Raw genomic sequence first — 21,933 nt, 5'->3', positions numbered from 1 at the left:
CGCGCCAGAGAACTTTAGGGTTACCTAACTCTAGCGCGCGGATCTGAGACGGCGGGGTTGTGGGTCGTCACGACCCCAACAACCCCGCCGTGTCACCGCATCACTCGGGGCAGCGTCTTCGCTCGTCCCGCTCGATGAACTCGGCCCTGACGGGTCAGCGCTCCTTGGAGCGGATCCGGACGCCGGAGATCGGGACGCTCACGGCGCCCGAGGGATCGGTGAAGAAGTCGTTGCCCTTGTCGTCGACGACGATGAAGGCGGGGAAGTTCTCCACCTCGATCTTCCAGACGGCCTCCATGCCGAGTTCGGGGTACTCGATCACTTCCTGGCTCTTGATGCAGTCCAGTGCCAGGCGGGCGGCGGGGCCGCCGATGGAGCCCAGGTAGAAGCCGCCGTGCGCGTCGCAGGCCTGGGTGACCTGCTTGGAGCGGTTGCCCTTGGCGAGCATCACCAGCGAACCGCCGGCGGCCTGGAACTGTTCGACGTACGAATCCATGCGGCCGGCGGTGGTCGGGCCGAACGATCCCGACGCCATGCCCTCGGGGGTCTTGGCCGGGCCCGCGTAGTACACCGGGTGGTTCTTCAGGTACTCGGGCATCGGCTCGCCTGCCTCGAGGCGCTCGGCGATCTTCGCGTGCGCGATGTCGCGCGCCACCACCAGCGGGCCGGTCAGCGACAGCCGGGTCTTGACCGGGTACTTGGTGAGTTCGGCGAGAATCTCGTCCATCGGCCGGTTCAGGTCGATCTCGACCACGGCGCCGCCCTCGATGTCTTCGGCGACACCGGCGTCGGGCATGTACTGCGCCGGATCGGTCTCCAGCTGCTCCAGGAAGACGCCGTCGGCGGTGATCTTGCCGAGCGCCTGGCGGTCGGCCGAGCACGACACCGCGATCGCCACCGGGCACGACGCGCCGTGGCGCGGCAGCCGGATCACGCGGACGTCGTGGCAGAAGTACTTGCCGCCGAACTGCGCACCGATGCCGAAGGACTGGGTCAGCTTGAAGACCTCCTCCTCCAGCGCGGTGTCGCGGAAACCGTGGCCGGTCATGTCGCCCTCGGTCGGCAGATCGTCCAGGTAGTGCGCCGAGGCGTACTTGGCGGTCTTGAGCGCGAACTCGGCGGAGGTGCCGCCGATCACCACGGCGAGGTGGTACGGCGGGCAGGCCGCGGTGCCCAGCGAGCGGATCTTCTCGTCCAGGAAGGAGAGGATCTTCTTGGGGTTCAGGATCGCCTTGGTCTCCTGGAACAGGAACGACTTGTTGGCCGAGCCGCCGCCCTTGGCCATGAACAGGAACTTGTACTCGGGTCCCTTCGGGCCCTGCTCGGTCGCGTAGATCTCCACCTGCGCGGGCAGGTTGGTGCCGGTGTTCTTCTCGTCGTACATGGTCAGCGGTGCGAGCTGCGAGTAGCGCAGGTTCAGCTTGGTGTACGCGTCGTAGACGCCGCGGGAGATCCACTCGCCGTCGTCGACGCCGGTGAGCACGCCCTCACCCTTCTTGCCCATCACGATCGCGGTGCCGGTGTCCTGGCACATCGGCAGCACCCCGCCGGCCGAGATGTTGACGTTCTTGAGGAGGTCGAGCGCGACGAAGCGGTCGTTGCCCGAGGCCTCCGGGTCGTCGATGATCTTCCGCAGCTGGCGCAGATGGGCCGGGCGCAGGTAGTGGCTGATGTCGTGAATCGCCTCCGCGGTGAGCTTCCGCAGGGCCTCCGGATCCACCTTTAGGAAGGTCCGGCCGTCGACCTCGATGGTCGAGACGCCCTCGCTGGTGATCAGGCGATACGGGGTGTCGTCGTGATCGGCGGGCAGCAGATCGGAGTAGAGGAATTCGGGGGCGGGGGCTGATTCACTCACGGGTCTCGATGATACGGAGCACCCGCCCTGACCTGCGTCTTAGTGCATCCTAACTCGGCTAGGATTCGTATCCGTGACGGGAATCAATGATGCGGCGTCGACGCTCCACCACATCGGCGAGCTGGCCGGAGTGGTGGCCTTCGCGGCGTCCGGGGCGCTCACGGCGGTGCGCCGGCACCTGGACGTCGTCGGCATCATGTTGCTGTCCGTGGCGACGTCGCTCGGCGGCGGTGTGATCCGCGACGTCATGATCGGCAATACGCCGCCGAGCGCGTTCACCAATATGCAGTACCTGATCTGCGCGTTGATCGCCGGGGCCGTGGTGTGCGTCTGGCATCCGCCGTTCCGCTACACCCGCTGGCCGCTGGACATCACCGATGCGATCGGCCTCGGCCTGTTCGCGGTGACCGGCACCGTCATCGCCTACAGCGCGGGACTCAACGCGCCCGGATCGGCGCTGCTCGGCATGACCACGGCGATCGGTGGCGGTGCGATCCGCGACGTACTCACCGGTCAGGTGCCGAGTGTGTTGCTGCCTCAGCAGCACCTGTACGCGATCCCCGCGCTGCTCTGCTCCTCGACGGTCGCCGCACTGCTCCGCTTCGCGCATTACCAGCCATGGATGGGCCTGGTGTGCGCCGCGATGGCCACCGCGGTGCGGCTGGCGTCCCTGCGGTTCAGCTGGCACGGCCCGCAACCGTGGTACGTGGCGCGGTGGCGGCGCGACCGACTCTGATCAGACTCTGATCAGACGACGCCCGAGGGCGCGCGCCGTGTGCCCGGCTGCTGGCGCGGCATGCGGTTCGGCGGCACCGGGTAGGCGATGCCCATTCCGGCGGTGCCCAGGGCGATATTGGGCCCGCACTGAACCAGCGAGTTCTTCATCTCGGGGACTGGATCTCCGAGGTGCGGGCGCGCGGCGTTCGGTCTGCGGGCGAAGTCGAACGCCGACGTCATGTCGCCGGTCACGCTGCGCCGTCACTTCGTCAGATTCGGGACGTCGACGCCGAAGCGGCGCTCGATGAGCCGCAGCTGGGAGGTGTGATCGAAGGTCTCCGACGAGACCAGGCCGCCGCGCGAATACGGCGAGATCACCAGACCGGGGACGCGATAGCCCAGACCGATCGGGCCGCGGATGCCCTTGGCGCCGTCCACGTTCGCCAGGTTCTTGACGGTGACGTACTCGCCGGGGGTGCCGGGCGGCGCGGTCGGTGGGACCACGTGGTCGTAGAAGCCGCCGTTCTCGTCGTAGCTGATGATCAGCGCGGTCTTCTCCCAGACCGCCGGATTGGAGGTCAGGATGTCGAGCAGCTGCACGATGCCGACGGCGCCCAGGGCGGCCGGCAGCGCCGGGTGTTCGCAGTTCATCACCGGTGGGATGACCCAGGAGACCTTCGGCAGCCGGTTGTTCTTGACGTCCTGGGCGAAACCGTCCGGGTAGGTGGGCGCGATGCCGCGCCGGTAGAGCTCGGACTTCGGGTCCTGTGCCTGCTTGAAGCAGCCCATCATGCCGTCCAGGATCACCGACGAGATCGGGCCCAGATCGCGGTTGTTGTAGATCTTCCAGCTGACGCCGGCGTCGCGCAGGTTCTCCGGCATGGTCCGCCAGCTGTAGGCGTTCTTCGGGATGATCGTCGGCGTGGTCAGCAGCGGGCCGCCGTGCGTGCCGTCCGGATCGAGGGTGGCGCTCATCCAGTACAGGCGGTTGGGATCGGTGGGACCGAGCACCGAGCAGTGGTAGTTGTCGCAGAGCGTGAAGGTCTCGGCGAGCAGCCGGTGCACGGGGATGTCCTCGCGCTCGTAGTACCCCATCAGCGCGGGTGCGTTGTTCGGCCCGACCGCCTTGATCGACATCGGCAGCCAGCGGTCGTTGCGCCCGCCGTGGAGGGCCTCGTGCATGCCCTGCCACGAGTGGTCGGGGTCGTTGATGCACGAGCCGTCGAGCGACGCGTCGTGCTGGGTGTTCAGCCGGAAGGGGAGCGTGTAGCCGGTGCGGGTGGGGCCCTTACCGGGTGCCCAGCCGTGCTGTTTGAGCGCGTCACCGGCGTCGGCGAAGCCCCGGACGCCGGAGTACGTGCCGAAGTAGTGATCGAACGACCGGTTCTCCTGCATGAAGAGCACGATGTGCTCGATGTCGTGCAGGCCGCCGGTCCCGGCCGGGTCGGCCGACGCGTACGCCTTCTCGATGATCGGCGCCGCCCACGACGTGAGCAGAGCGGTACCGCCGACGGCACCCACGCGCCGCATGAACTCCCGCCGGTTCATCCCGGCGATCTGATCTGACCCCATGAGTGGTGACGCTAGCGCACCCGGAGCGCTCGCGCCGGGTTCACCCGCGGAGTCGGCCGAGATGCCCGATTCGTGCCGCTCAGGGCCGGTATTCGACGTCCGCGTACTCGGCCACCTCGTCGGCGAGGAGCAGGGCCAACTCGTCGCCCTCGGTCCGCCAGCGGGCCGAGGCGCGGGGATCCGGCTCGCGATCCTCGTCGAAGATGCCCTCCCAATCCCGTTGCCACGCGGCCAGCCGCCCCGCGAGCTCTGGAGAGAGGAAATAGGTGTCCGGACCGGTCGTGTAGCCGACGTCCCAGGCGCCGGCCGAGTTCTCCCACAGCGGGTAGTCGCGGCCCCAGTCCGGAAACAACCGGATCACGCGGCGCGCCGGTGGCATTCCGCCGCCCCAGGTGCCCTGCCTCGGCCTGGGTTCGAAGCCGCGCGGTGTCGACGCCCAGAGTTCGGGGCCCTCGCCGAGCGCGGCGAGGCCGTACAGTGCGCGGGTCGCCGCCTGCTGAAACGAGAACTCCGAGAGATCCGGCGGCGGGTCGTCGACGGTGACGCCGGCCCGGGTCGCCGAGCCGCCGGGCACCGGCTCGACAGACCACACCAGAGTCAAGGGCCGCCGCGGGTCGCGCAATTCCAGCGACAGCCGCCCGGCGGTCTCATCGACGACGCCGAAGCGCGCGGTCGTCGACCGCTCCGCAGCCTCGGTGAACGGCCAGGCGAGGCGCAGCGGGAACTCGGCGCCCGCCGTCACATCGTTCACCGGACGGTCGGCGACCATCCCCTCCGGCAGCAGGAGTGGCCAGTTCGCGGCGACGGTGAGCACACCGAAGACGGCGGCGGCCTCCGCGCGGATGTCGATGAACGCGCGGAGCCCGCCACTGGTCTCGGGCATGGGGTCAGAGGTCGAGGCGGGCGAACTCGCGCAGCTTGGCGGTCTGGTGGCGGGCCTCGACGTTGCGCACGGTGCCCGACTTGGAGCGCATCACCAGCGAGCGGGTGGTGGCGCCGTTCGGGCGGTAGGTGACGCCGCGCAGCATGTCGCCGTTGGTGACGCCGGTGGCGCAGAAGAACGAGTTGTCGCCGCGGACCAGGATGTCGTTGGTGAGCACCATGTCGAGGTCGTGGCCGGCGTCGATCGCCTTCTGCCGCTCGGCGTCGTCCTTCGGCCACAGCTGGCCCTGGATCTCGCCGCCCATGCACTTCATGGCGACGGCGGTGATGATGCCCTCGGGGGTGCCGCCGATACCCATCAGCATGTCGACGGTGCTGTAGTCGCCGGCGGCGGCGATCGCACCGGCGACGTCGCCGTCGGAGATCAGGCGGATCTTGGCGCCGGCCTCGCGGATCTCGCGGATCAGCTCGGCGTGGCGGGGACGGTCGAGCACGACGACGGTGAGGTCGGCCACGTCGATGCCCTTGGCAGCGGCCACCGAGTTGATGTTCCATGCGACCGGCTGGGTGATGTCGATGGCGCCCTTGGCTTCCGGGCCGACGGCGATCTTGTTCATGTAGAAGACGGCCGACGGGTCGTACATGGTGCCGCGCTCGGAGACGGCGATCACCGCGATCGAGTTGGGGCGGCCCTCGGCCATCAGCGTGGTGCCGTCGATCGGGTCGACGGCGACGTCGACCTCGGGGCCCTCGCCGTTGCCCACCTCTTCGCCGTTGTACAGCATCGGGGCCTCGTCCTTCTCGCCCTCGCCGATCACCACGACGCCCCGCATGGACACCGTCGACAGCAGCTCGCGCATGGCGTCGACGGCGGCACCGTCACCGGCGTTCTTGTCGCCGCGGCCGACCCAGCGGCCGGCCGCGAGAGCAGCGGCCTCGGTCACGCGGACGAGTTCCATGGCCAGGTTGCGGTCCGGGGCTTGCTTCGACATGTGGTCGGCTCCTTGCGTCGGTGCGTGAGATTGCTCTGATTCTGTCACGACCGGCGATTGGTTCCGGCTCGGGGCCGACTGCGATACTGGGCGTCATGGCCGAGAAGAAACCGCGGATAATGCAAGACAGCCGGGACATGGTGTGGTCGCTGATCCCGCTGCTCGCGATCTGTGCGGTCTTCGCCGCGATCGCCGGACTCAGCCAGTGCAGTTTCTCCGGCGATGCCGCCAAACAGAACATCCCGCATTTCGACAGCGCCGCGGGATTCAAGGCGGACGCGCGGACCATGCCGTTCCCGATCCGCGAGCCGGCGGTCCCCGCCGCGTGGATCGCGAACTCCGGTTCCACCACCGATGTCGGCAGTTCGCTGGCCAGCAACGTCGGCTGGATCACGGCGCAGAAGGACGGCAACTTCGTTCAGCTGACCCAGTCCGGCGCCACCGAGGAACAGTTGGCGCGCTCCCTCGGCGGGGACTCGGTGACCGGTACCGGCGACAAGACCATCGCCGGCCACCACTGGATCGCCTACCTGGACACCGAGAAGAACAACAAGGTGTGGATCACCGACCTCGGCGACGTCCGGATCGCGGTGCTGAGTTCGGGCGCCGAGGACGACATGACCGTGCTCGCGAAGGCCGTGCTCGCCGCGTCGCCGCTGCCGCGGGATCAGTAGCGGCTGATCGCCTGCTTCAGTCGCCGGTCAGACGGTCGGCGATGTACGGCCAGGTGGCGTGCTGTTCCCAGGCCGCCAGGGTCGGTCCGGCGCGGTCGGCGAGCGCTGCCATCCGCGTCTCGTCACGGACGCGCCAGCCGAACGGATAGGGATGGGCGCGCACGTGCGCGGTCAGCAGGAGCACCATGTCGTCGTCGGAGGCGGCCTCGCGGTCGCGTCGCAGCTGCCCTCGCTCCCGGAAGTACGACGCCCATCTTCCGTCGGGCGAACGGTCCGCCCAGAATTCGGGATCGCTGTGGTAACCGATGCGGTCGCGTTCGATGAACCACCTCTGGTATCCGTCGAGCGCCGCCGCGTTGAGCGCGGCGGCCAGATTCCACGGCGTCCAGGGTGCCGGGAAGAACGTCGACAGTGCGACCCGCAGCACCCAGGGCTCGAGGCCGGTGCCCGGTGCCGCGCCCGGCAGGATCGACAGCAGGGCGAAGGTCGCCGGATCGAACCGGCCCGCGGCCCGCGCCAGGCAGAAGACGTGTTCGGCCAGTGCCGAATGGAACGCCCGGCTCTGTTCGGCGTCGTCGAACGGCGGCACCGGAATCCCGGGGACCGACGGGCGGCCCCACGGGATGTCCTGGCGTTCGATCATGAGGCGATGACCTAGTCGTCGCTGTTCAGCGCGGCCTCGATGCGCTCGGCGGCGCCCTGCAACTGCGCCTGACAGTGGGTGGCGAGGGCTTCGCCGCGCTCCCACAGGGCCAGCGACTCGTCGAGGCCCAATCCGCCGTGCTCCAGCGTCGCCACCACCTGGGCGAGCTCGTCGCGGGCGGCCTCATAACCGAGCGATTCCACGGGTACCTGGTCGGTCACGGGTGTCCTTCCTGTTCGACGACGGCGCGCGCGGCCCCGTCGGCCACCCGGATACGCACCCGCGCCCCGGACGGTAGTTGATCGACACTGCTCACCGCGTGCGGCGCGTCGTCGTCGAGCCGCTGCACGACGGCGTAACCGCGCGCCAGCGTCTGCGCGGGCCCCAGGGTCGCGAGGCGCGCCGACAGCTGTGCGTGCCGGTGCTGCTCGACGGTGAGGTGGTGCCGGACGGAGCGGCGCAGGTCACCGGTGAGCCGGTCGACGGCCGCACGCTGTTCGTCGACCAGGCGCAGCGGCCGGGCGAGGACGGGCCGCGCGCGCAGGCCGTCGATCAGCCGCTGTTCCCGGGTCACCCAGTTACGCAGGGCGTGCGCGCTGCGGTTGCGGAGCGCCTCGATACCGGCGAGTTCGGCCTCGACCTCGGGCACCACGCGTTTAGCGGCATCGGTCGGGGTGGCGGCGCGGACATCGGCGACCAGATCGAGCAGCGGATTGTCCGGTTCGTGGCCGATCGCGCTGACCACCGGCGTGCGGCACGCGGCGACGGCGCGCAGCAGGGTCTCGTCGGAGAACGGCAGCAGGTCTTCGACGCTGCCGCCGCCGCGGGCGATCACGATCACCTCGACGTGCGGGTCGGCGTCGAGCAGTTCCAGCTGTTCGACGATGGCCGGGACCGCGAGGGGGCCCTGAACCGGCGTCTCACTCAGGCGCACCCGCACGTGGCCCCAGCGGGCGGTGGCCACGGCGATCACGTCGCGCTGCGCGGCGCTGCCGCGGCCGCTGATCAGGCCGACGGTGTGCGGCAGGAAGGGGAGCGGCCGCTTGCGCCGGGCGTCGAACAGTCCCTCGGCGGCCAGCAGCGACTTGATCCGCTCGATACGGGCGAGCAGCTGGCCGATACCGACCGGGCGGATGTCGGTGACCCGCAGCGACAGGGTGCCGCGCCCGGCGTAGAAGCTGGGGCGACCGTAGACCACCACGCGGGCGCCCTCGGTCAGCGGCACCTCGCTGCGCCGCAGCAGGTCCGGGTCGCAGGTGAGCGAGATCGAGATGTCCGCGGCCGGGTCGCGCAGCGTGAGGAACGCGGTGCGGGTGCCCGGCCGGGCGTTGACCTGGGTCAGCTGACCCTCGACCCAGACCTGGCCGAGGCGGTGGATCCAGTCGGCGAGCTTGAAGCTGAGGGTGCGGACCGGCCAGGGGTTCTCCGCCGTGTTGGGCGCGGAGTCACCGGTCATGCGCTCACGCCGACGGGCTCGACTTCTTCTGGTGGCTGGCGATCCGGTTGTCGATCATCGTGACGAACGGGGTGCGGTTGCGGCCGGCCCGCTCGTACGCGGCCAGGGCCTCGAGATCGTCGGTGGACAGACCGCGCAGCTTGGCGCGCAGCTGGGCGAGGGTGAGGCCGTCGTACTCGAGGGTCTCCGCGATCGCCGGCGCGTCGGCGGCCGGTGCGGGCTTCGCGGCCGCGTCCGGCCCCGGGGCGGGCGCGGCGTCGGCCGGCGGCGAGCTGTAGAGCGCGAAACGTCCCGCGGTGGCCGACGGCGGCTCGGTATCGAGGGCCGTCGTCGCCGGTGCCGGCGCGGCCTGGCGAGCCGGTTTGCGGGCGGTCTTCTTCGCGCCGGTCGGCGCGGTCGCGGCCGCCTTGGCGAGTGTCGTCGGCGGGGCCGGCTCGGGCTCGGGCAGGCTGATGACGGCCTCGTCGTCGTCGAACCGGGCCCACGACGGCTGTTCCTCCGGCTGATCGCAGAAGGGGGCGAAGAACTCGTCGCCCTTGATCGCCATCTCCGCGATGTTCTGCTGGATCCGCATGCCCATCTGCAGCCCGCGGCTCACCGCGGACATCGGGAAGGTGATGATCCGGGTCGGCAACCGCTTGGTCTCGTCGAGGGTGGTCACCAGCACACCGGCGGCCACGCGAGCGGGATACGGAGGACGTCTCATGCTTTCACTGTGCCACACCCGTACCCTGGGAGTTATGGCCGATACCGATCATTTCCCGTCGCAGGACTCGCCCAAGCGCGTCCTGCTCGCCTCGCCGCGCGGCTACTGCGCCGGAGTCGACCGGGCGGTGGAAACCGTCGAGCGCGCACTCGACAAGCACGGCGCCCCGGTGTATGTCCGCAAGGAGATCGTGCACAACCGGCATGTGGTCGACACGCTCGCCGAACGCGGTGCCGTCTTCGTCAGCGAGACCGACGAGGTGCCGGAAGGCGCCATCGTCGTCTTCTCGGCGCACGGGGTGTCGCCGGAGGTGCACGCCACCGCCGAGCGCCGGAACCTCAAGACGATCGACGCCACCTGCCCGCTGGTCACCAAGGTGCACCAGGAGGCCAAGCGCTTCGCCCGCGACGACTACGACATCCTGCTGATCGGCCACGAGGGCCATGAAGAGGTGGAGGGCACCGCCGGGGAGGCGCCGCAGCACATCCAGCTGGTCGACGGCCCCGATCATGTCGACGACGTGCAGGTGCGTGACGAGGCCAAGCTGGTGTGGCTCTCCCAGACCACGCTGTCGGTGGACGAGACGATGGAGACCGTCAAGCGGCTGCGTGAGCGCTTCCCGCTGCTCAACGACCCGCCGTCGGACGACATCTGCTACGCCACCCAGAACCGGCAGGGTGCGGTGAAGGCGATGGCTCCGGACTGCGATCTGGTGATCGTCGTCGGATCCAAGAACTCGTCGAACTCGGTGCGCCTGGTGGAGGTGGCGCTGCAGAACGGTGCGCAGGCGTCTTACCTGGTCGATTACGCGCGCGAGATCGACCTGGCCTGGCTGGACGGGGTGTCGACCGTGGGGGTGACGTCCGGCGCGTCGGTGCCCGAGGTGCTGGTGCGCGGCGTGCTCGACCTGCTGGCCGAACACGGCTTCACCCAGGTCGACACCGTCACGACGGCGGAGGAGACGCTGACCTTCGCGCTTCCGCGCGAGCTGCGCCCGGCCCGGAACTCGTCCTAGAACGTCCGGCCCGCTGTTCCGTGGTTGCTCAGCGACCACCGGACAGCAGGCCGCGTCGTGATCGAGGCCGTCACGAGTGGCGGCGGGCGCGGTCGACGGCGCCGGCCAGCGTTTCCGCGACGGTCTCCACGTCCGCCGGGGTGGTCGAGCGCCCGAGGGACAGGCGCAGCGCCCCGAGTGCCAGCTCCGGGTCGAGACCCGTCGCGAGTAGCGCGGCCGACGGTGTGTGCGTGCCCGCGTGACAGGCGCTGCCGGTGGACGCGGCGATCGCGGTGGCGTCGTCCAGGACCGTCGCGCCCACCACGCCGGGGACGGCGACCATCAGCGTGTTCGGCAGCGAGTCGCGGCGCGGCGTGACCCGGACCAGTCCGGGGATGGTGGCGGCGAGACGTTCGGCCAGGGTGTCGCGCAGCTCTGCCTGCCTCCGCGACTCGCGGTCGAGCATCCCGGCGGCCAGTTCGGCGGCGGCGCCGAGGGCCACGATCCCGGCGGCGTTCTCGGTGCCCGGCCGGAGGCCGTTCTCCTGCCCGGCGCCGAGCAGGACCGGTGCCACCGGGGTGCCGCGGCGGACGTAGAGGGCGCCGACGCCCTTCGGCGCGTACATCTTGTGGCCCGCGATGCTCAGCAGGTCGACGCCGAGATCGTCGACGTTCACCGGGATCTTGCCCGCAGCCTGCGCGGCGTCGGCGTGCGTCACGCCGCCGCGCTCGCGCACCAGCTCGGCGAACGCGCGCATCGGCTGGATGGTCCCGGTCTCGTTGTGCGCCAGGATCAGGGTGCCGAGGCCGGCCGGGTGCGGTAGCTCGTCGTCGAGCCGCACGCGGCAGTCACCGTCGACGCCGAGCTCGGTGACCCGCCAGCCGTGCCGGTCCCGCAGGTGCCGCAGCGGTGCCGCGGTGGCCGGATGTTCGACCGCCGAGGTGATCGCGAGTCGTCGGCCGCGGTGCTCGGCGGCTCCCCGGATCGCGAGATTGTTCGACTCCGTGCCGCCGGAGGTGAACACGATCTCGTCGGCGTGCGCGCCCAGCAGGGCGGCGACCTGCTCGCGGGCCCGGTCGACGCCGCGCCGGGCCGCGGCGCCCTGCGGTGACGTGCTCGACGGATTGCCGAAGACGCCGGTCAGGTACGGCCACATCGCCTCGGCGACCTCGGCCGCGACCGGCGTGGTCGCATTGTGATCGAGGTAGATCGGGTCGTCCGTGATGGGCATGGCCGATCCTTTCGTGCGAACGGGGTGCCGGTGCTCCACGGTCGATGGTGACGCGGCCGCAGTCGTAGACTACGTGCGGTGACTCTCGACTTCCGCCGACCGGGAACTTCGCCGCGGCGCTGGGCGATCGCGGCGACCGCGTTCGCGTTCTTCGCGACCATGGTCGGTACCACGTTGCCCACCGCGCTGTACTCCATCTATTCGGCGCGGCTCTCGTTCTCCTCGCTGACGGTCACCGTGCTGTTCGCGGTCTACGCGCTCGGCGTGGTGTTCGCGCTGCTGGTCTTCGGGCGGCTGTCCGACCAGATCGGACGACGGCCCGTGCTGCTCATCGCCCTCGGCTGCGCGGCCGTCAGCGCCGTTCTCTTCATGCTGCCGCCGTCCCTGGGATTGCTGATCGTGGCGCGGGTGATCTCCGGCTTCAGCGCGGGCTTCATGAGCGGCGCAGGCACGGCCGCGGTGATCGACCTGTTTCCGGCGGCCCGGCGGTCGGCCGGCGGCATGCTGGCGATCGCGGTGAACTCCGGCGGTCTGGGCGTCGGCAACCTGCTCGGCGGCCTGGTCGCGTCGTTCAGCGCGTCGCCGCTGCGAGTGCCGTTCGCGATCCATCTGGGGCTGGTCGTGCTGGCCGCCGCGGGCCTGTGGCTGCTCACCCCGCGGCCCGGCCGGCAGCCCGGTGTGCGCTGGCGGATCCAGCGTCTGCGCGTGCCCGCCGAGATCCGCGGTGCGTTCGTTCGCGGGGTCCTCGCCGCCGGGGTCGCGTTCTCCGTCTCCGGGGTGCTGACGGCGGTGACCGCGCTGTTCCTCGCGGAGGATCTCGGGGTGCGCAACCATTGGCTCGCCGGACTGATCGTGTTCCTCATCTTCTCCACGATGGCGCTGGGGCAGCTGGCGGCGGGACGGGTCGCGCCGCACCGCGCCATCGTGGGCGGGTGCGCCGGTCTGGTGCTGGCGGGTGTCCTGCTGGCGGTCGCCCTCGGCGTGGTGGTTCTCACGCCGTTGGTGATCGCGGCGGTGGTGCTCGGCGTGTCCGGTGGCTTCTGCCTCAACGGCGCGCTGGCCACCACGGTGGAACAGGTGCCGCAGGAGCACCGCGGCGAGGTCTCGTCGGCGTTCTTCGCGTCGCTGTATGTGCTGCTGGCCTGTCCGGCGATCGGCGTGGGGCTTCTCGGGACGGCGATCGGCTTGCGCGAGTCGGGTCTGGTCTTCGCGATCGTGGTCGCGGTGCTGGCCGTGCTGGTCGGTGCGGCGCAGCTTCGCGCCGGGCGCCGCCGCTGACCTCACGGACGACGCCGGACCGCGCGCGGGCTCGTCCTCCCGGGGTATCGGCCGAGCTGTCCCAACTGTGGCGTAGGCACCTCTGTCACGTTTGGCGACCTGGGCGAACGGATCTCGATCGTGTGCTCTGGACATGAACGTGTCACGGATAGGGCAATCGGGGGCGTCACCGGCGCTGCCCGGCGAGTGGGCAGCGGGAAAGACCGCGAGTTCCGGTAGGCCACGGAACTGGGACAGACTGAAGGTCAAGTAACTCATCTAGTAGCAAGGTGCGGCAGACGACGTGGAGGAACGAGCAGGGAATACGTCGCGGCTGTTGTTTCCGTGGTTCTTGATCCTGGTCGCGCTGGTGTGCGCGGCGACGATCGCCGGGCCGGGGAAGGTGCTGGGGATCGTGATCGCGCTCTCCGCCGGTGCGGTGGTCGCGGCGATTCAGGCGGCGCGCGAGCGGGGTGCGCGGACCGGGGACGGTGACGAGCGCGGGTGATCGTTGCCGGGGCGGGATGGCCCGGCGGTTCGGTCTCGCAGGCGGTCAGTCGCGTGGACGGGCCGCGCGTGTCAGGGCGAACACCGCCGCGAGCAGTGCCGTGCCGAGGGCGAGAGTGGTGGTGACGGCGATCGAGGCGGTGTGGTCGGGCCGCTCTGGTTCCGGCGCGGCGACGTCCTTACCGGTGCGCGGGTCGGGGAGTGAGTCGCCGGCGGGCAACTGCGCGGTGAGGGCGGCGACCGGATCGACGAGGCCGGCGCCGATCGCCTGATCACCGGCCGAGCCGCCGCGCGCGGTGCGCACGATCCGGTCGATCACCTCGTCGGCGGACAGCCGGGGGAACGCCGCCCGGACCAGGGCCGCCACACCGGAGACGTAGGCGGCCGCGTAGCTGGTCCCGGCCAGCGGGCGCGGGCCGTCCGCGCCGTCGAGGGCGTCGATCGGGCGGCCGGCGGCGAGCCCGACGATCCGGGTGCCCGGTGCGGCGACGCTGACCCACGGCCCGCGCAGGCTGAAGTCGGCAGGCAGGCCGGTGGCCGTGTCCACCGCCCCGACGGTGAGGATCGCCGGACCGAACCGGGCCGGGGTGGCGACGGTCGTCACCCCGGCGTAGGCCAGGCTCTCCGAGGCCGCCGCGAGTGGATTCTGCTCCCGGCACGACCCGGTGTCGGCGACGTTCCCCGCGGCGGCCACGACGACGGCGTCGCGCCGGTGGGCGAGATCGAGCGCGCTGGCGATCGCGTCGTCGTCGATACCGGAACCACTGGGAGCACAAGCGGTCTCGGAGATGTTGATGACGCCGGCACCGGCCTCGACGGCCGCGGCGATGGCCTTCGCGAGCGTCGAGAGCGGCCCGTAGCCGGCGCCGACCGCCGGCGCGTCGGACGATTCCCGGGACACCGCGTCGTAGGCGCCGCTGGACTGCCGGATCGAGACGACGGCGGCCTCCGGGGCGACGCCCGCGAAGCCGTCGGCGGCCGACGACCGGCCCGCGATGATCCCGGCGACCACCGTGCCGTGCAGGTCGCAGTCGGTCAGGCCGTCACCGGCCGAGACGTAGTCACCGCCGCCGGTGAGCCGGGGGAGCCGCCCGTGCGGGGTGACGCCGGTGTCGATGACCGCCACCGTGACGCCGGCGCCTCGGCTGAACCGCCAGGCGCCGGGCAGATCGAGCAGCACGTGCCCGGGCGGAAGCGCGGTGAGATCGGTGGTGGCCGGTGCGCCGCGAGCACACCGGGTACGTTGCCGGGTCGGCTGCGGTGGACCGACCGGTTGCGCGTCGACCGCGACGAGAGCGGCGACCTGCGCGGGTGGCAGCGCGGAGGCGGGTCCGGTCGTGACGGCGGCGGCGAGGATCCCCGCGGCGCTCACCGCGGCGGCGGCCCGCATCTAGAACTCGCGGATCGCGCGGTAGGCGTCGAGCAGCCAGCACAGCAGCGGCAGAATCGCGGCGATCACCGCGTACTCGGCGAGCTCCAGGGTGCGGCGTTGCAGCGGCGAGTAGTCGTGCGCGTCGGCGGTGACCCCGATGACGAATGCGGCTAGACCCAGGGCCAGGCCGCCGACGAACACGATCGCCGGTGAACCGGTACCCAGGAGCGTCGCGAGCAGCCCGGCGCTGCCACCGCCGAGCAGCATCGCGCTCTGCGCTCGATCGGCGTGTACGCGCCCGCGGGCCGGCAGTGCGACGGAGACCGCGGCGCAGAAGAGCAGCGCGGCGATCGCTCCACCGCCGGTCGCCGCGACGCCGGCGACGGCCGCGACGGTGACGACCACGGCCCCCGCCACGATCCCGGTGAGATAGGCCGAGGCGGCGGCCGCGCGACGCTGGAGGCTTCGCATGTCGACGAGGGCGAGATCGGCGATGGCGGTGAGCGGGTCGTGCTCGGCGGGCGTGCCGAGGGCGCCGACGCCGTCGAGCACCACGTCGGTGTCGAGTGCGTCCGGCGGTGGCGGGGGGACCGACGGCACCGGTGGCAGCGGCAAGCGGCCCGCCGCGATGGCGGCCCGTGCCGACAGCAGGACGGTCAGGACGCCGAGGGCCGCGGTGACGGCCGCCGCCGCGGGCGGTCCGCCCGGCAGGACCATGGCGAGCAGTCCACCGAGGACGACGAGGGTCGCGCCGGTGCCGAGGCCCGCGTGCAGACGCGGCGCGACCCCGGTGCAGCGGTGCACGATGACCGCGACGACCAGTGCGCACCCCGCCGCGGTCGCCGCCGTCGCTCCCGGTGAGTCGCCGTGCGGCACAAAGGATCCGGCGAGGCCACCGGTGAGGAATGCGCAGCACGACGCGGTGGCGAGGCTGCGCGGATCGACCGCGAGCCGGTGACCGAGCAGCACCCCGGCGAGCAAGGCCGCACACGCGACGCCACTCGCGATCGGCACCAGCGGCCCCGCGGCGACCACCGTGCGGCCGGCGATCACCGCGGCGAGGGTGGCCGTGACGGCGATCCCGTAGCCGAGCAGGCGGGCCGCCTCCGACGACCATCCCGGGCGCTGCCGGCCCGCCAGGTGCGCCAGGCCGTCGACGACGTCGTCGATCAGCGCCCCGGGTGCGTCAGGCAGATCGGGATGGACCATCAGCAACTCGCCGTCGACCACGCCGGCGCCGGACAGCGATTGCTCGGCGGGCAGTGGCGGTGCGCCGATCCGGGCGAGCGTCCAGCGGGGCAGTTCGCCGGCGCGCTCGGGGTCGTGGGCGGGCTCGGGCAGCCGGAGCAGGCCGAGGACGTCGCCGATCAGCGCGGTGATCGGAAGATCGCCGGGCAGCGCCAGATCGAGTTGGGTGTCGCCGCCGAGAATCGAGATGCGGACCAGATCCGGTTCCGCGGTGCCTATCGCCATTTCGCAAACCCTCCCCCGAGGTTCTTGATACAACCGACATCATCGCCGGGCGAACGGCGGTACGGGGGAATTCGGGGGAATTCGCGATGAGTTCGACAGTCGCTTTCGTGCGCCGTGGCCGGCCGGCTCCGCCGGTGCCGCCCGGCGGGGAACTGGTGCTGACCGGCCCTCCGGAGGTCGGGCGGGCGGTACCGCAGAGCATGCTCGTGCGCCTGCTGCCGGTGGTCATGGTCGTCGCCGTAGTGGGAATGGTCGGGCTGATGGTGGTGACCGGAGGGCGCGGCGCGCTGTCGAATCCGCTGTTCCTGATGTTTCCGCTGATGATGATGATGTCCATGGTCGGCATGCTCGCGGGCGGCGGGCGGGGCGGCCCGGCGCGGGCCGCCGAACTCAACGAGGAACGCAAGGACTACCTGCGGTATCTCGGCCAGACACGCGAACAGGTCAGGCAGACGGCGAGTGCGCAGCGGGCCTGCGCGCTGTGGAGCCACCCCGCGCCGGCGGCGCTGGCCGCCGTGCTCGGCGGCACCCGGATGTGGGAGCGCAGGCCCGGCGACGCCGACTTCGCCCAGGTCCGGGTCGGCGTCGGCACCCAGCCGCTGGCCACCGCACTGGTGCCGCCGGAGGTGGCGCCGGCCGAGGACCTGGAACCGGTCTGTGCGCTGGCGTTGCGGCGGTTCGTGCAGGTGCACGCCACCGTCGCGGACCTGCCCACCGCGGTGTCGCTGCGCGCCTTCCCGGCCGTCTGCCTGGACGGTGATCGCGCCTGCGTGCTCGCCCTCGCCCGGGCGATGCTCGCGCAGCTCGCCGTGCTGCACGGCCCCGATCACGTGCTGATCGCGATCGTCGCCGACGACCCGCGGAGTCCGGACTGGGACTGGGCCAAATGGCTGCCGCACACCGGGCACCCGGCGCTCCGCGACCGCCTCGGCCCGGTCCGGATGATCTACGACGCGCTCGACGACTGCGAATCCGATCTCGCCGGCGAACTCGCCGAGCGCGGCCGGTTCTCCCGGTCGGCGCCGCCGATCACGGGGCGCCCGCACGTGGTCGTGGTGCTGGACGGCGGGCGGCGCACCGGCGACGAGGAACTGACCATCGGCGCGGGCCGCGAGGGCGTGACGGTGCTCGACCTGCAGCCGGATGCCGACTCACTGGCGGCGCGGCGTGGGCTACGACTGGTGGCGCGCCCGGGCAGCATCTCGGCGTACAGCGCGGCGGGGCTGGAGCGGTTCGGCGTCGTCGACGAGTTGTCGCTGCCGCGCAGCGAGGCGCTGGCCCGGGGACTCGCGCGGTACCGGCCGGCGAGCAGTCTTCCCTTGCCCGGACTCGACGCCTCGCACGTCGCCGCCGATCCCGGACTGCCTGCGCTGCTGGGGATTCCGGACGCCACGACCTTCGACCCGGTGACGGCCTGGCGGGGTCGCACCGCACACGAACGGCTCCGCGTCCCGATCGGCTACACGGCGGACGGCACACCGGTGGACCTCGACCTGAAGGAGAGCGCGCACGGCGGGATGGGGCCGCACGGACTCTGCATCGGCGCGACGGGCAGCGGTAAGAGCGAATTTCTGCGGACTCTCGTGCTGGCGCTGATCGCCACGCACTCCCCGGAAGAACTCAACCTGGTCCTGGTCGATTTCAAGGGCGGCGCCACGTTCGCGAACCTGGAATCGACCAGGCACGTCGCCGCACTGATCACCAACCTCGAGCAGGAACTCTCGATGGTCGACCGGATGGCCGATGCGCTCTCCGGAGAACTCCACCGGCGGCAGGAACTGCTCAGGGCCGCGGGCAATTTCGCCAACGTCGGCGAATACGAACGGGCGCGGGAGGCCGGGGCGGCGCTGGACCCGCTGCCCGCGCTGTTCATCGTCGTCGACGAGTTCTCCGAGCTGTTGGCGCAGAAACCGGAGTTCGCCGAGTTGTTCGTGGCGATCGGCCGGCTCGGGCGTTCACTGCACATCCACCTGCTCCTGGCCTCGCAACGTCTGGAGGAGGGGCGGCTGCGGGGCCTCGACAGCCACCTCTCCTACCGGATCGGCCTGAAGACCTTCTCCGCCAACGAATCCCGCACGGTGCTCGGTGTGCCCGACGCCTATCATCTGCCGGCTTCACCGGGCGCCGCGTATCTCAAATCCGATTCGGGTGCGCCGCTGCGCTTCTCGACGTCGTTCGTGTCCGGGCCGTACGAACCGCCCCGATCTCCGGTCGCCGCGCTGACCGATGGACGGCGCGGCGGCGGTGGGCTCCTGCGGTTCACCGCGTGCCGGGTGCCGCTGCCGCCGCCGACGGCCGACGACGCCGCCCTCGAGGCCGTCACGAGTGCACCCACGCTGGTGGAGACATTGGTCGGGCGGATCGCCGGCATCGGGCCGCGGCCGCACCAGGTGTGGCTGCCGCCCCTCGAGGAGGCCGTCACCCTCGATGCCTATGTCGACCCGGAGGGACCGGCCGGGTCGCTGCGCCTCCCGATAGGCGTCGTCGATCGTCCCTACGACCAGCGGCGCGAGACGCTGTGGCTCGACCTGACCGGCGCGGCGGGCAATGCGGCGATCGTCGGCGGTCCGCAGTCCGGCAAGTCGACCGCGGTACGGACCATGATCTGCGCGGCCGCCGCCACGCACACTCCGGAACAGGTCGCCTTCTACTGCGTCGACTTCGGTGGCGGCACCCTCGCCGCTCTCGCCGGACTGCCGCACGTGGGCGGGGTGGCCACCAAGGCGCGGCGCGACGCGGTCCGGCGGACGTTCGCCGAGGTGAAGACGATCCTCGCCGACCGGGAGGAGTTCTTCGCCGCCGAAGGTCTGGAGTCGATGCGCGAGTACCGGGCGGCGCGGGAACAGGGCCGGTATCCCGATCAGCGGCACGGCGACGTCTTCCTGGTGATCGACGGTCTCACCGTCCTCCGCAAGGACTTCGAGTCACTGGAAGACGACGTCAACATGCTTGTCACGCAAGGTCTTTCGTATGGCGTGCACGTGGTGGTGACCGCCGCCCGGTGGGCCGACATCCGGCCGGCGGTGAAAGACCTGCTGGGTGCGCGGCTGGAACTGCGCCTGGGCGATCCGCTGGATTCGGAGATGGGCCGCAGGGGAGCGGCGACGGTGCCGTCCGGCCGGCCGGGGCGCGGTATCACCGCCGATGAGAAGCATCTGCTGGTCGCGCTGCCGCGGTTCGACGGGACGGCCGAGACCGACACCCTGGCCGCGGGCACCGCCGCGTTCGTCGACAGCGCGGTCCGGCACTACCCGGGCCGCTCCGCGCCTCCCGTCCGGTTGCTCGGCGACGACGTGTCCATCGGGGAGGTCGCCGAACTCGTGGCCGCACAGGGTCTTTCGCCGCGAGCGGGACGGGTGGCGCTCGGGCTGCGCGAGTCGGACCTGGCGCCGGTACTGATCGACTTCGCCGCCGAACCCCATCTCCTCGTCTTCGGAGACGTGGAATCGGGCAAGACGCAGACCTTGCGCACCCTGATCGCCGGTCTCACCGCGGGCGGCTCCGCGGAGGACGTGAAACTGGTGCTGGTCGACTATCGGCGCTCCTTGCTCGGTGAGGTCGACGTGGATCACCTCGCCGGGTATGCGAGCTCGGCGCAGACGGCCGGGCCGATGATGGTCCAGCTGGCGCAGTATCTCCGCGCACGACTGCCCGGTGAGGACGTCACCGCCGAACAGTTGGCGGCCGGGGACTGGTGGACCGGGCCGACGGTGTACCTGGTGATCGACGACTACGACCTCGTCGCCACGGCGACGGGAAATCCGTTGCAGCCGTTGACCGAACTGCTCGGCCACGCGCGGGACATCGGGCTGCGGGTGATTCTGGCACGACGCTCCGGCGGGCTCGGCCGGGCGATGTTCGACCAGGTGATCGCCGGACTCCGCGACCTCTCGTGCGACGTCCTGCTGCTGTCCGGAGATCCGGACGAGGGCTACATCGTGGGCCGTCACCGGATGCAGAAGCTCGGCGCCGGCCGCGGTGAACTGGTCTCGCGGAGCCGGGCCGCCGACATGATCCAGGTAGCCCGGTGAGCGGGTGCGGCACGGTCGACCTCGGCGGCGCCGGCTTCCTGCGCGCCGCCGACGACTCCGATGCGGTGGCCCGGTTCGCGGCCGGGCTGGCGACCGCCGGGGTGGGGCGCCACACGCGGATCATCGGCGGCCCGAGTGCCTGGGGCAGCCCACGCCGGGATCGTCTGAACCGCGCGTTGCGGCTGGTCGGAAGTCCGGCGCGCCTGGTGCCGAGGGCACTGCTGATCGCGGGCAGTCACGCCGACGCGGCGACGCGCAGCTGCGTCGTCGTCGAACCGTTGCCGGTGCCGGGGCCGCCCGGCGACGACCCCGGCGGTCTCTGGACGGCGCAGTGGGTCGCCCGGTCGGCGGACGGCTGGCGGATCGAGCGGTGCACGGCGGGGTGGCCCGGCGACCTCGACGAGCTGGCGGCCTTCGTGAGCGGGGCGGACACGGTGTTCGCCGAACCGGGCACCCCGGACCTCGCGGCCGCGCTCGCACCGGACGCCGCGATACCGGTGGATCGTGCGCTGATCGCGGCGCACGGCCACCGTTTCGCGCCGCGGGGCGCGCTGACCTTCGACTTCGCCCCGCCGCCGATCACCGAGAAGCGCCGCGGCGCGGCGGTGGCGATCGCGCTCGCGGCGACGGTCGTCGTGCTGCTCGGGGCGGCCGGGGCCGTCGCGCGCTGGCCGCGCCCGGGGCCCGTCGCGGCCCGTCCCGGCGTCGAACGGATCGGCCCGGTCTCGATCCAGATTCCGGCCGGCTGGCGGCGGACCGCGCTGACCGGGCAGCGGCCGGACGACGGGCGCGGACTGCGGGCGGTGTTCGCCGACGGCGGTGACGGCCGCCGGCTGATCGTGGTGGTGACCGGACTCCGCGAGGGCGCGACCGTGGATTCGGTCGCGGCCAGTCTGCGCAACCGGATCGCCCAGCGCGGCGACGACGTGGTGGTCGAGTTCGCCGAGACCAGCACGTACGGCGGGCGCCGGGTGATCAGCTACCGGGAGGCGCCGGCGTCGGGCGCGGCGATCCGCTGGTACGTCGTCGTCGGTCCGGAACTCACGACGACGGCCGCCCCGCTGCAGGTCAGCGTCGGATGTCAGCCGGGAACCGGTGACGCGCCGATCGACCCGCCGTGCCGGGCGGCCGTGGCCTCGGTGCGGTCGTGACGTGCTCGGTCGTCGTGTGCTCTGTACCCTACAGTGCCGTGACGACGGTGCCGGTGACGACGGTCGCGCCGCCGTCGGCGAAGTTCGGCACGTCGGCGAGGGCGGCCTGCCCCTCCGGCGTCGCGAGGGCGGCACCCATGGCCTCGGCGGAGGCGAAGGTCAGCGTGGCGATCTGATAGAAGGGCGGGGTGTTGCCCTCGGCATCCGGGTCCAGACGCTGGATCTCGACGCCCTGCAAGTCGGGAATCTTCAGCGCGATCGGGGCGTGCGTGCCCTGGTAGTAGGCGTCGAAGGCGGCGGGATCGGCGGGGTGTCCGTACAGAACGGTGATGCGATAGGTCATGGCCGCGACGCTAGGGGGTGGCCGCCGCCGAACCGGAGAGTAGCCGAAAGTGTCCGGAATCGGGACAACCCCGCCAG

The 21,933-nt window shown here is 71.5% G+C and carries 18 protein-coding genes and 1 pseudogene; 7 read left to right on the top strand and 12 right to left on the bottom strand.

What is annotated here, in order from left to right; translation table 11 throughout:
• Nucleotides 1–154: 154 nt before the first annotated feature.
• Nucleotides 155–1,855 (bottom strand): fumarate hydratase, encoded by a 1,701-nt coding sequence (locus ACSEEN_RS12595; protein ID WP_247866815.1) that lies wholly within the window; start codon nucleotides 1,853–1,855, stop codon nucleotides 155–157.
• 73 nt (nucleotides 1,856–1,928) lie between these two features.
• Between ACSEEN_RS12595 and ACSEEN_RS12590 the strand changes: the two genes are divergently transcribed.
• On the top strand, nucleotides 1,929–2,591 hold the full coding sequence (locus ACSEEN_RS12590; RefSeq protein ID WP_440713355.1) for a trimeric intracellular cation channel family protein: 663 nt from the start codon (nucleotides 1,929–1,931) through the stop codon (nucleotides 2,589–2,591).
• Nucleotides 2,592–2,602: 11 nt separating this feature from the next.
• Here the strand turns inward: ACSEEN_RS12590 and ACSEEN_RS12585 are convergent.
• The 3 genes and pseudogenes from ACSEEN_RS12585 to glpX form a co-directional block, all read right to left on the bottom strand.
• Nucleotides 2,603–4,144: pseudogene (locus ACSEEN_RS12585) on the bottom strand (phospholipase C).
• Nucleotides 4,145–4,223: 79 nt separating this feature from the next.
• A complete protein-coding gene (locus ACSEEN_RS12580) occupies nucleotides 4,224–5,027 on the bottom strand; it encodes an immunity protein CdiI family protein (RefSeq protein WP_440713354.1) in 804 nt (267 codons plus the stop codon).
• A gap of 4 nt (nucleotides 5,028–5,031) precedes the next feature.
• Nucleotides 5,032–6,018 (bottom strand): class II fructose-bisphosphatase, encoded by a 987-nt coding sequence (gene glpX, locus ACSEEN_RS12575; protein WP_247866820.1) that lies wholly within the window; start codon nucleotides 6,016–6,018, stop codon nucleotides 5,032–5,034.
• Nucleotides 6,019–6,113: 95 nt separating this feature from the next.
• On the opposite strand from glpX, the gene ACSEEN_RS12570 reads away from it, so the two are divergent.
• Nucleotides 6,114–6,692, top strand: a complete 579-nt coding sequence (locus ACSEEN_RS12570; RefSeq protein ID WP_371307316.1) for a DUF4245 domain-containing protein — start codon at nucleotides 6,114–6,116, stop codon at nucleotides 6,690–6,692.
• A gap of 16 nt (nucleotides 6,693–6,708) precedes the next feature.
• On the opposite strand, the gene ACSEEN_RS12565 is transcribed toward ACSEEN_RS12570, so the two are convergent.
• The 4 genes from ACSEEN_RS12565 to ACSEEN_RS12550 are packed head-to-tail and all read right to left on the bottom strand — an operon-like array spanning nucleotide 6,709 to nucleotide 9,497.
• Nucleotides 6,709–7,335, bottom strand: a complete 627-nt coding sequence (locus ACSEEN_RS12565) for a hypothetical protein (protein WP_440713353.1) — start codon at nucleotides 7,333–7,335, stop codon at nucleotides 6,709–6,711.
• A gap of 11 nt (nucleotides 7,336–7,346) precedes the next feature.
• Nucleotides 7,347–7,556 (bottom strand): exodeoxyribonuclease VII small subunit, encoded by a 210-nt coding sequence (locus ACSEEN_RS12560; RefSeq protein WP_440713352.1) that lies wholly within the window; start codon nucleotides 7,554–7,556, stop codon nucleotides 7,347–7,349.
• A complete protein-coding gene (xseA, locus tag ACSEEN_RS12555; RefSeq protein ID WP_371307314.1) occupies nucleotides 7,553–8,791 on the bottom strand; it encodes an exodeoxyribonuclease VII large subunit in 1,239 nt (412 codons plus the stop codon). Before xseA ends, ACSEEN_RS12560 begins: the two co-directional genes overlap by 4 nt.
• Nucleotides 8,792–8,795: 4 nt before the next feature.
• Nucleotides 8,796–9,497 carry a lipid droplet-associated protein gene (locus ACSEEN_RS12550; protein WP_440713351.1) on the bottom strand — a complete coding sequence of 234 codons (702 nt, stop codon included), beginning with the start codon at nucleotides 9,495–9,497 and terminating at the stop codon, nucleotides 8,796–8,798.
• Between the two features lie 34 nt (nucleotides 9,498–9,531).
• Between ACSEEN_RS12550 and ACSEEN_RS12545 the strand changes: the two genes are divergently transcribed.
• Nucleotides 9,532–10,512, top strand: a complete 981-nt coding sequence (locus ACSEEN_RS12545) for a 4-hydroxy-3-methylbut-2-enyl diphosphate reductase (RefSeq protein WP_440713350.1) — start codon at nucleotides 9,532–9,534, stop codon at nucleotides 10,510–10,512.
• 70 nt (nucleotides 10,513–10,582) lie between these two features.
• Here the strand turns inward: ACSEEN_RS12545 and ACSEEN_RS12540 are convergent, their stop codons facing one another.
• Nucleotides 10,583–11,722, bottom strand: coding sequence for a cysteine desulfurase family protein (locus ACSEEN_RS12540; protein ID WP_440713349.1), 1,140 nt, complete (start codon nucleotides 11,720–11,722; stop codon nucleotides 10,583–10,585).
• Nucleotides 11,723–11,800: 78 nt separating this feature from the next.
• On the opposite strand from ACSEEN_RS12540, the gene ACSEEN_RS12535 reads away from it, so the two are divergent.
• Together ACSEEN_RS12535 and ACSEEN_RS12530 are read left to right on the top strand one after the other, a co-directional pair.
• Nucleotides 11,801–13,000: an MFS transporter gene (locus tag ACSEEN_RS12535; RefSeq protein WP_440713348.1), complete on the top strand. Its 1,200-nt coding sequence runs from the start codon at nucleotides 11,801–11,803 to the stop codon at nucleotides 12,998–13,000.
• Nucleotides 13,001–13,283: 283 nt separating this feature from the next.
• Complete coding sequence (locus ACSEEN_RS12530; protein ID WP_440713347.1) at nucleotides 13,284–13,487, top strand: hypothetical protein; 204 nt, start codon at nucleotides 13,284–13,286, stop codon at nucleotides 13,485–13,487.
• Nucleotides 13,488–13,532: 45 nt separating this feature from the next.
• Here ACSEEN_RS12530 and mycP read toward each other — a convergent pair whose 3' ends face one another.
• Together mycP and eccD are read right to left on the bottom strand one after the other, a co-directional pair.
• Nucleotides 13,533–14,876 carry a type VII secretion-associated serine protease mycosin gene (gene mycP, locus ACSEEN_RS12525; RefSeq protein WP_440713346.1) on the bottom strand — a complete coding sequence of 448 codons (1,344 nt, stop codon included), beginning with the start codon at nucleotides 14,874–14,876 and terminating at the stop codon, nucleotides 13,533–13,535.
• The gene (gene eccD / locus ACSEEN_RS12520) at nucleotides 14,877–16,331 is read right to left on the bottom strand and encodes a type VII secretion integral membrane protein EccD (RefSeq protein ID WP_440713345.1); all 1,455 of its coding nucleotides are present in this window, start codon (nucleotides 16,329–16,331) and stop codon (nucleotides 14,877–14,879) included. It lies immediately after the preceding gene.
• 86 nt (nucleotides 16,332–16,417) lie between these two features.
• Here eccD and eccCa point away from each other — a divergent pair, with 86 nt between their 5' ends.
• Nucleotides 16,418–20,362, top strand: coding sequence for a type VII secretion protein EccCa (eccCa, locus tag ACSEEN_RS12515; protein ID WP_440713344.1), 3,945 nt, complete (start codon nucleotides 16,418–16,420; stop codon nucleotides 20,360–20,362).
• Nucleotides 20,359–21,513, top strand: coding sequence for a type VII secretion-associated protein (locus ACSEEN_RS12510; protein WP_298442062.1), 1,155 nt, complete (start codon nucleotides 20,359–20,361; stop codon nucleotides 21,511–21,513). Before eccCa ends, ACSEEN_RS12510 begins: the two co-directional genes overlap by 4 nt.
• 28 nt (nucleotides 21,514–21,541) lie before the next feature.
• Here the strand turns inward: ACSEEN_RS12510 and ACSEEN_RS12505 are convergent, their stop codons facing one another.
• Nucleotides 21,542–21,856, bottom strand: coding sequence for an EthD family reductase (locus tag ACSEEN_RS12505; RefSeq protein WP_247866852.1), 315 nt, complete (start codon nucleotides 21,854–21,856; stop codon nucleotides 21,542–21,544).
• Nucleotides 21,857–21,933: the final 77 nt, after the last annotated feature.

The sequence above is a fragment of the Gordonia marina genome (assembly GCF_052036135.1).
Lineage (GTDB): Bacteria > Actinomycetota > Actinomycetes > Mycobacteriales > Mycobacteriaceae > Gordonia.
Note: the sequence above shows the minus strand (reverse complement) of the source record. Positions and strands in the feature narration are given on the sequence as shown.

Excerpts from the sequence above, each read along its gene's own strand:
- ACSEEN_RS12580 (WP_440713354.1), bottom strand. The coding sequence starts at position 5,027 with ATGCCCGAGACCAGTGGCGGGCTCCGCGCGTTCATCGACATCCGCGCG.
- glpX (WP_247866820.1), bottom strand. The coding sequence starts at position 6,018 with ATGTCGAAGCAAGCCCCGGACCGCAACCTGGCCATGGAACTCGTCCGC.
- ACSEEN_RS12570 (WP_371307316.1), top strand. The coding sequence starts at position 6,114 with ATGGCCGAGAAGAAACCGCGGATAATGCAAGACAGCCGGGACATGGTG.
- ACSEEN_RS12565 (WP_440713353.1), bottom strand. The coding sequence starts at position 7,335 with ATGATCGAACGCCAGGACATCCCGTGGGGCCGCCCGTCGGTCCCCGGG.
- xseA (WP_371307314.1), bottom strand. The coding sequence starts at position 8,791 with ATGACCGGTGACTCCGCGCCCAACACGGCGGAGAACCCCTGGCCGGTC.
- ACSEEN_RS12550 (WP_440713351.1), bottom strand. The coding sequence starts at position 9,497 with ATGAGACGTCCTCCGTATCCCGCTCGCGTGGCCGCCGGTGTGCTGGTG.
- ACSEEN_RS12545 (WP_440713350.1), top strand. The coding sequence starts at position 9,532 with ATGGCCGATACCGATCATTTCCCGTCGCAGGACTCGCCCAAGCGCGTC.
- ACSEEN_RS12540 (WP_440713349.1), bottom strand. The coding sequence starts at position 11,722 with ATGCCCATCACGGACGACCCGATCTACCTCGATCACAATGCGACCACG.
- mycP (WP_440713346.1), bottom strand. The coding sequence starts at position 14,876 with ATGCGGGCCGCCGCCGCGGTGAGCGCCGCGGGGATCCTCGCCGCCGCC.
- eccD (WP_440713345.1), bottom strand. The coding sequence starts at position 16,331 with ATGGCGATAGGCACCGCGGAACCGGATCTGGTCCGCATCTCGATTCTC.
- eccCa (WP_440713344.1), top strand. The coding sequence starts at position 16,418 with ATGAGTTCGACAGTCGCTTTCGTGCGCCGTGGCCGGCCGGCTCCGCCG.
- ACSEEN_RS12505 (WP_247866852.1), bottom strand. The coding sequence starts at position 21,856 with ATGACCTATCGCATCACCGTTCTGTACGGACACCCCGCCGATCCCGCC.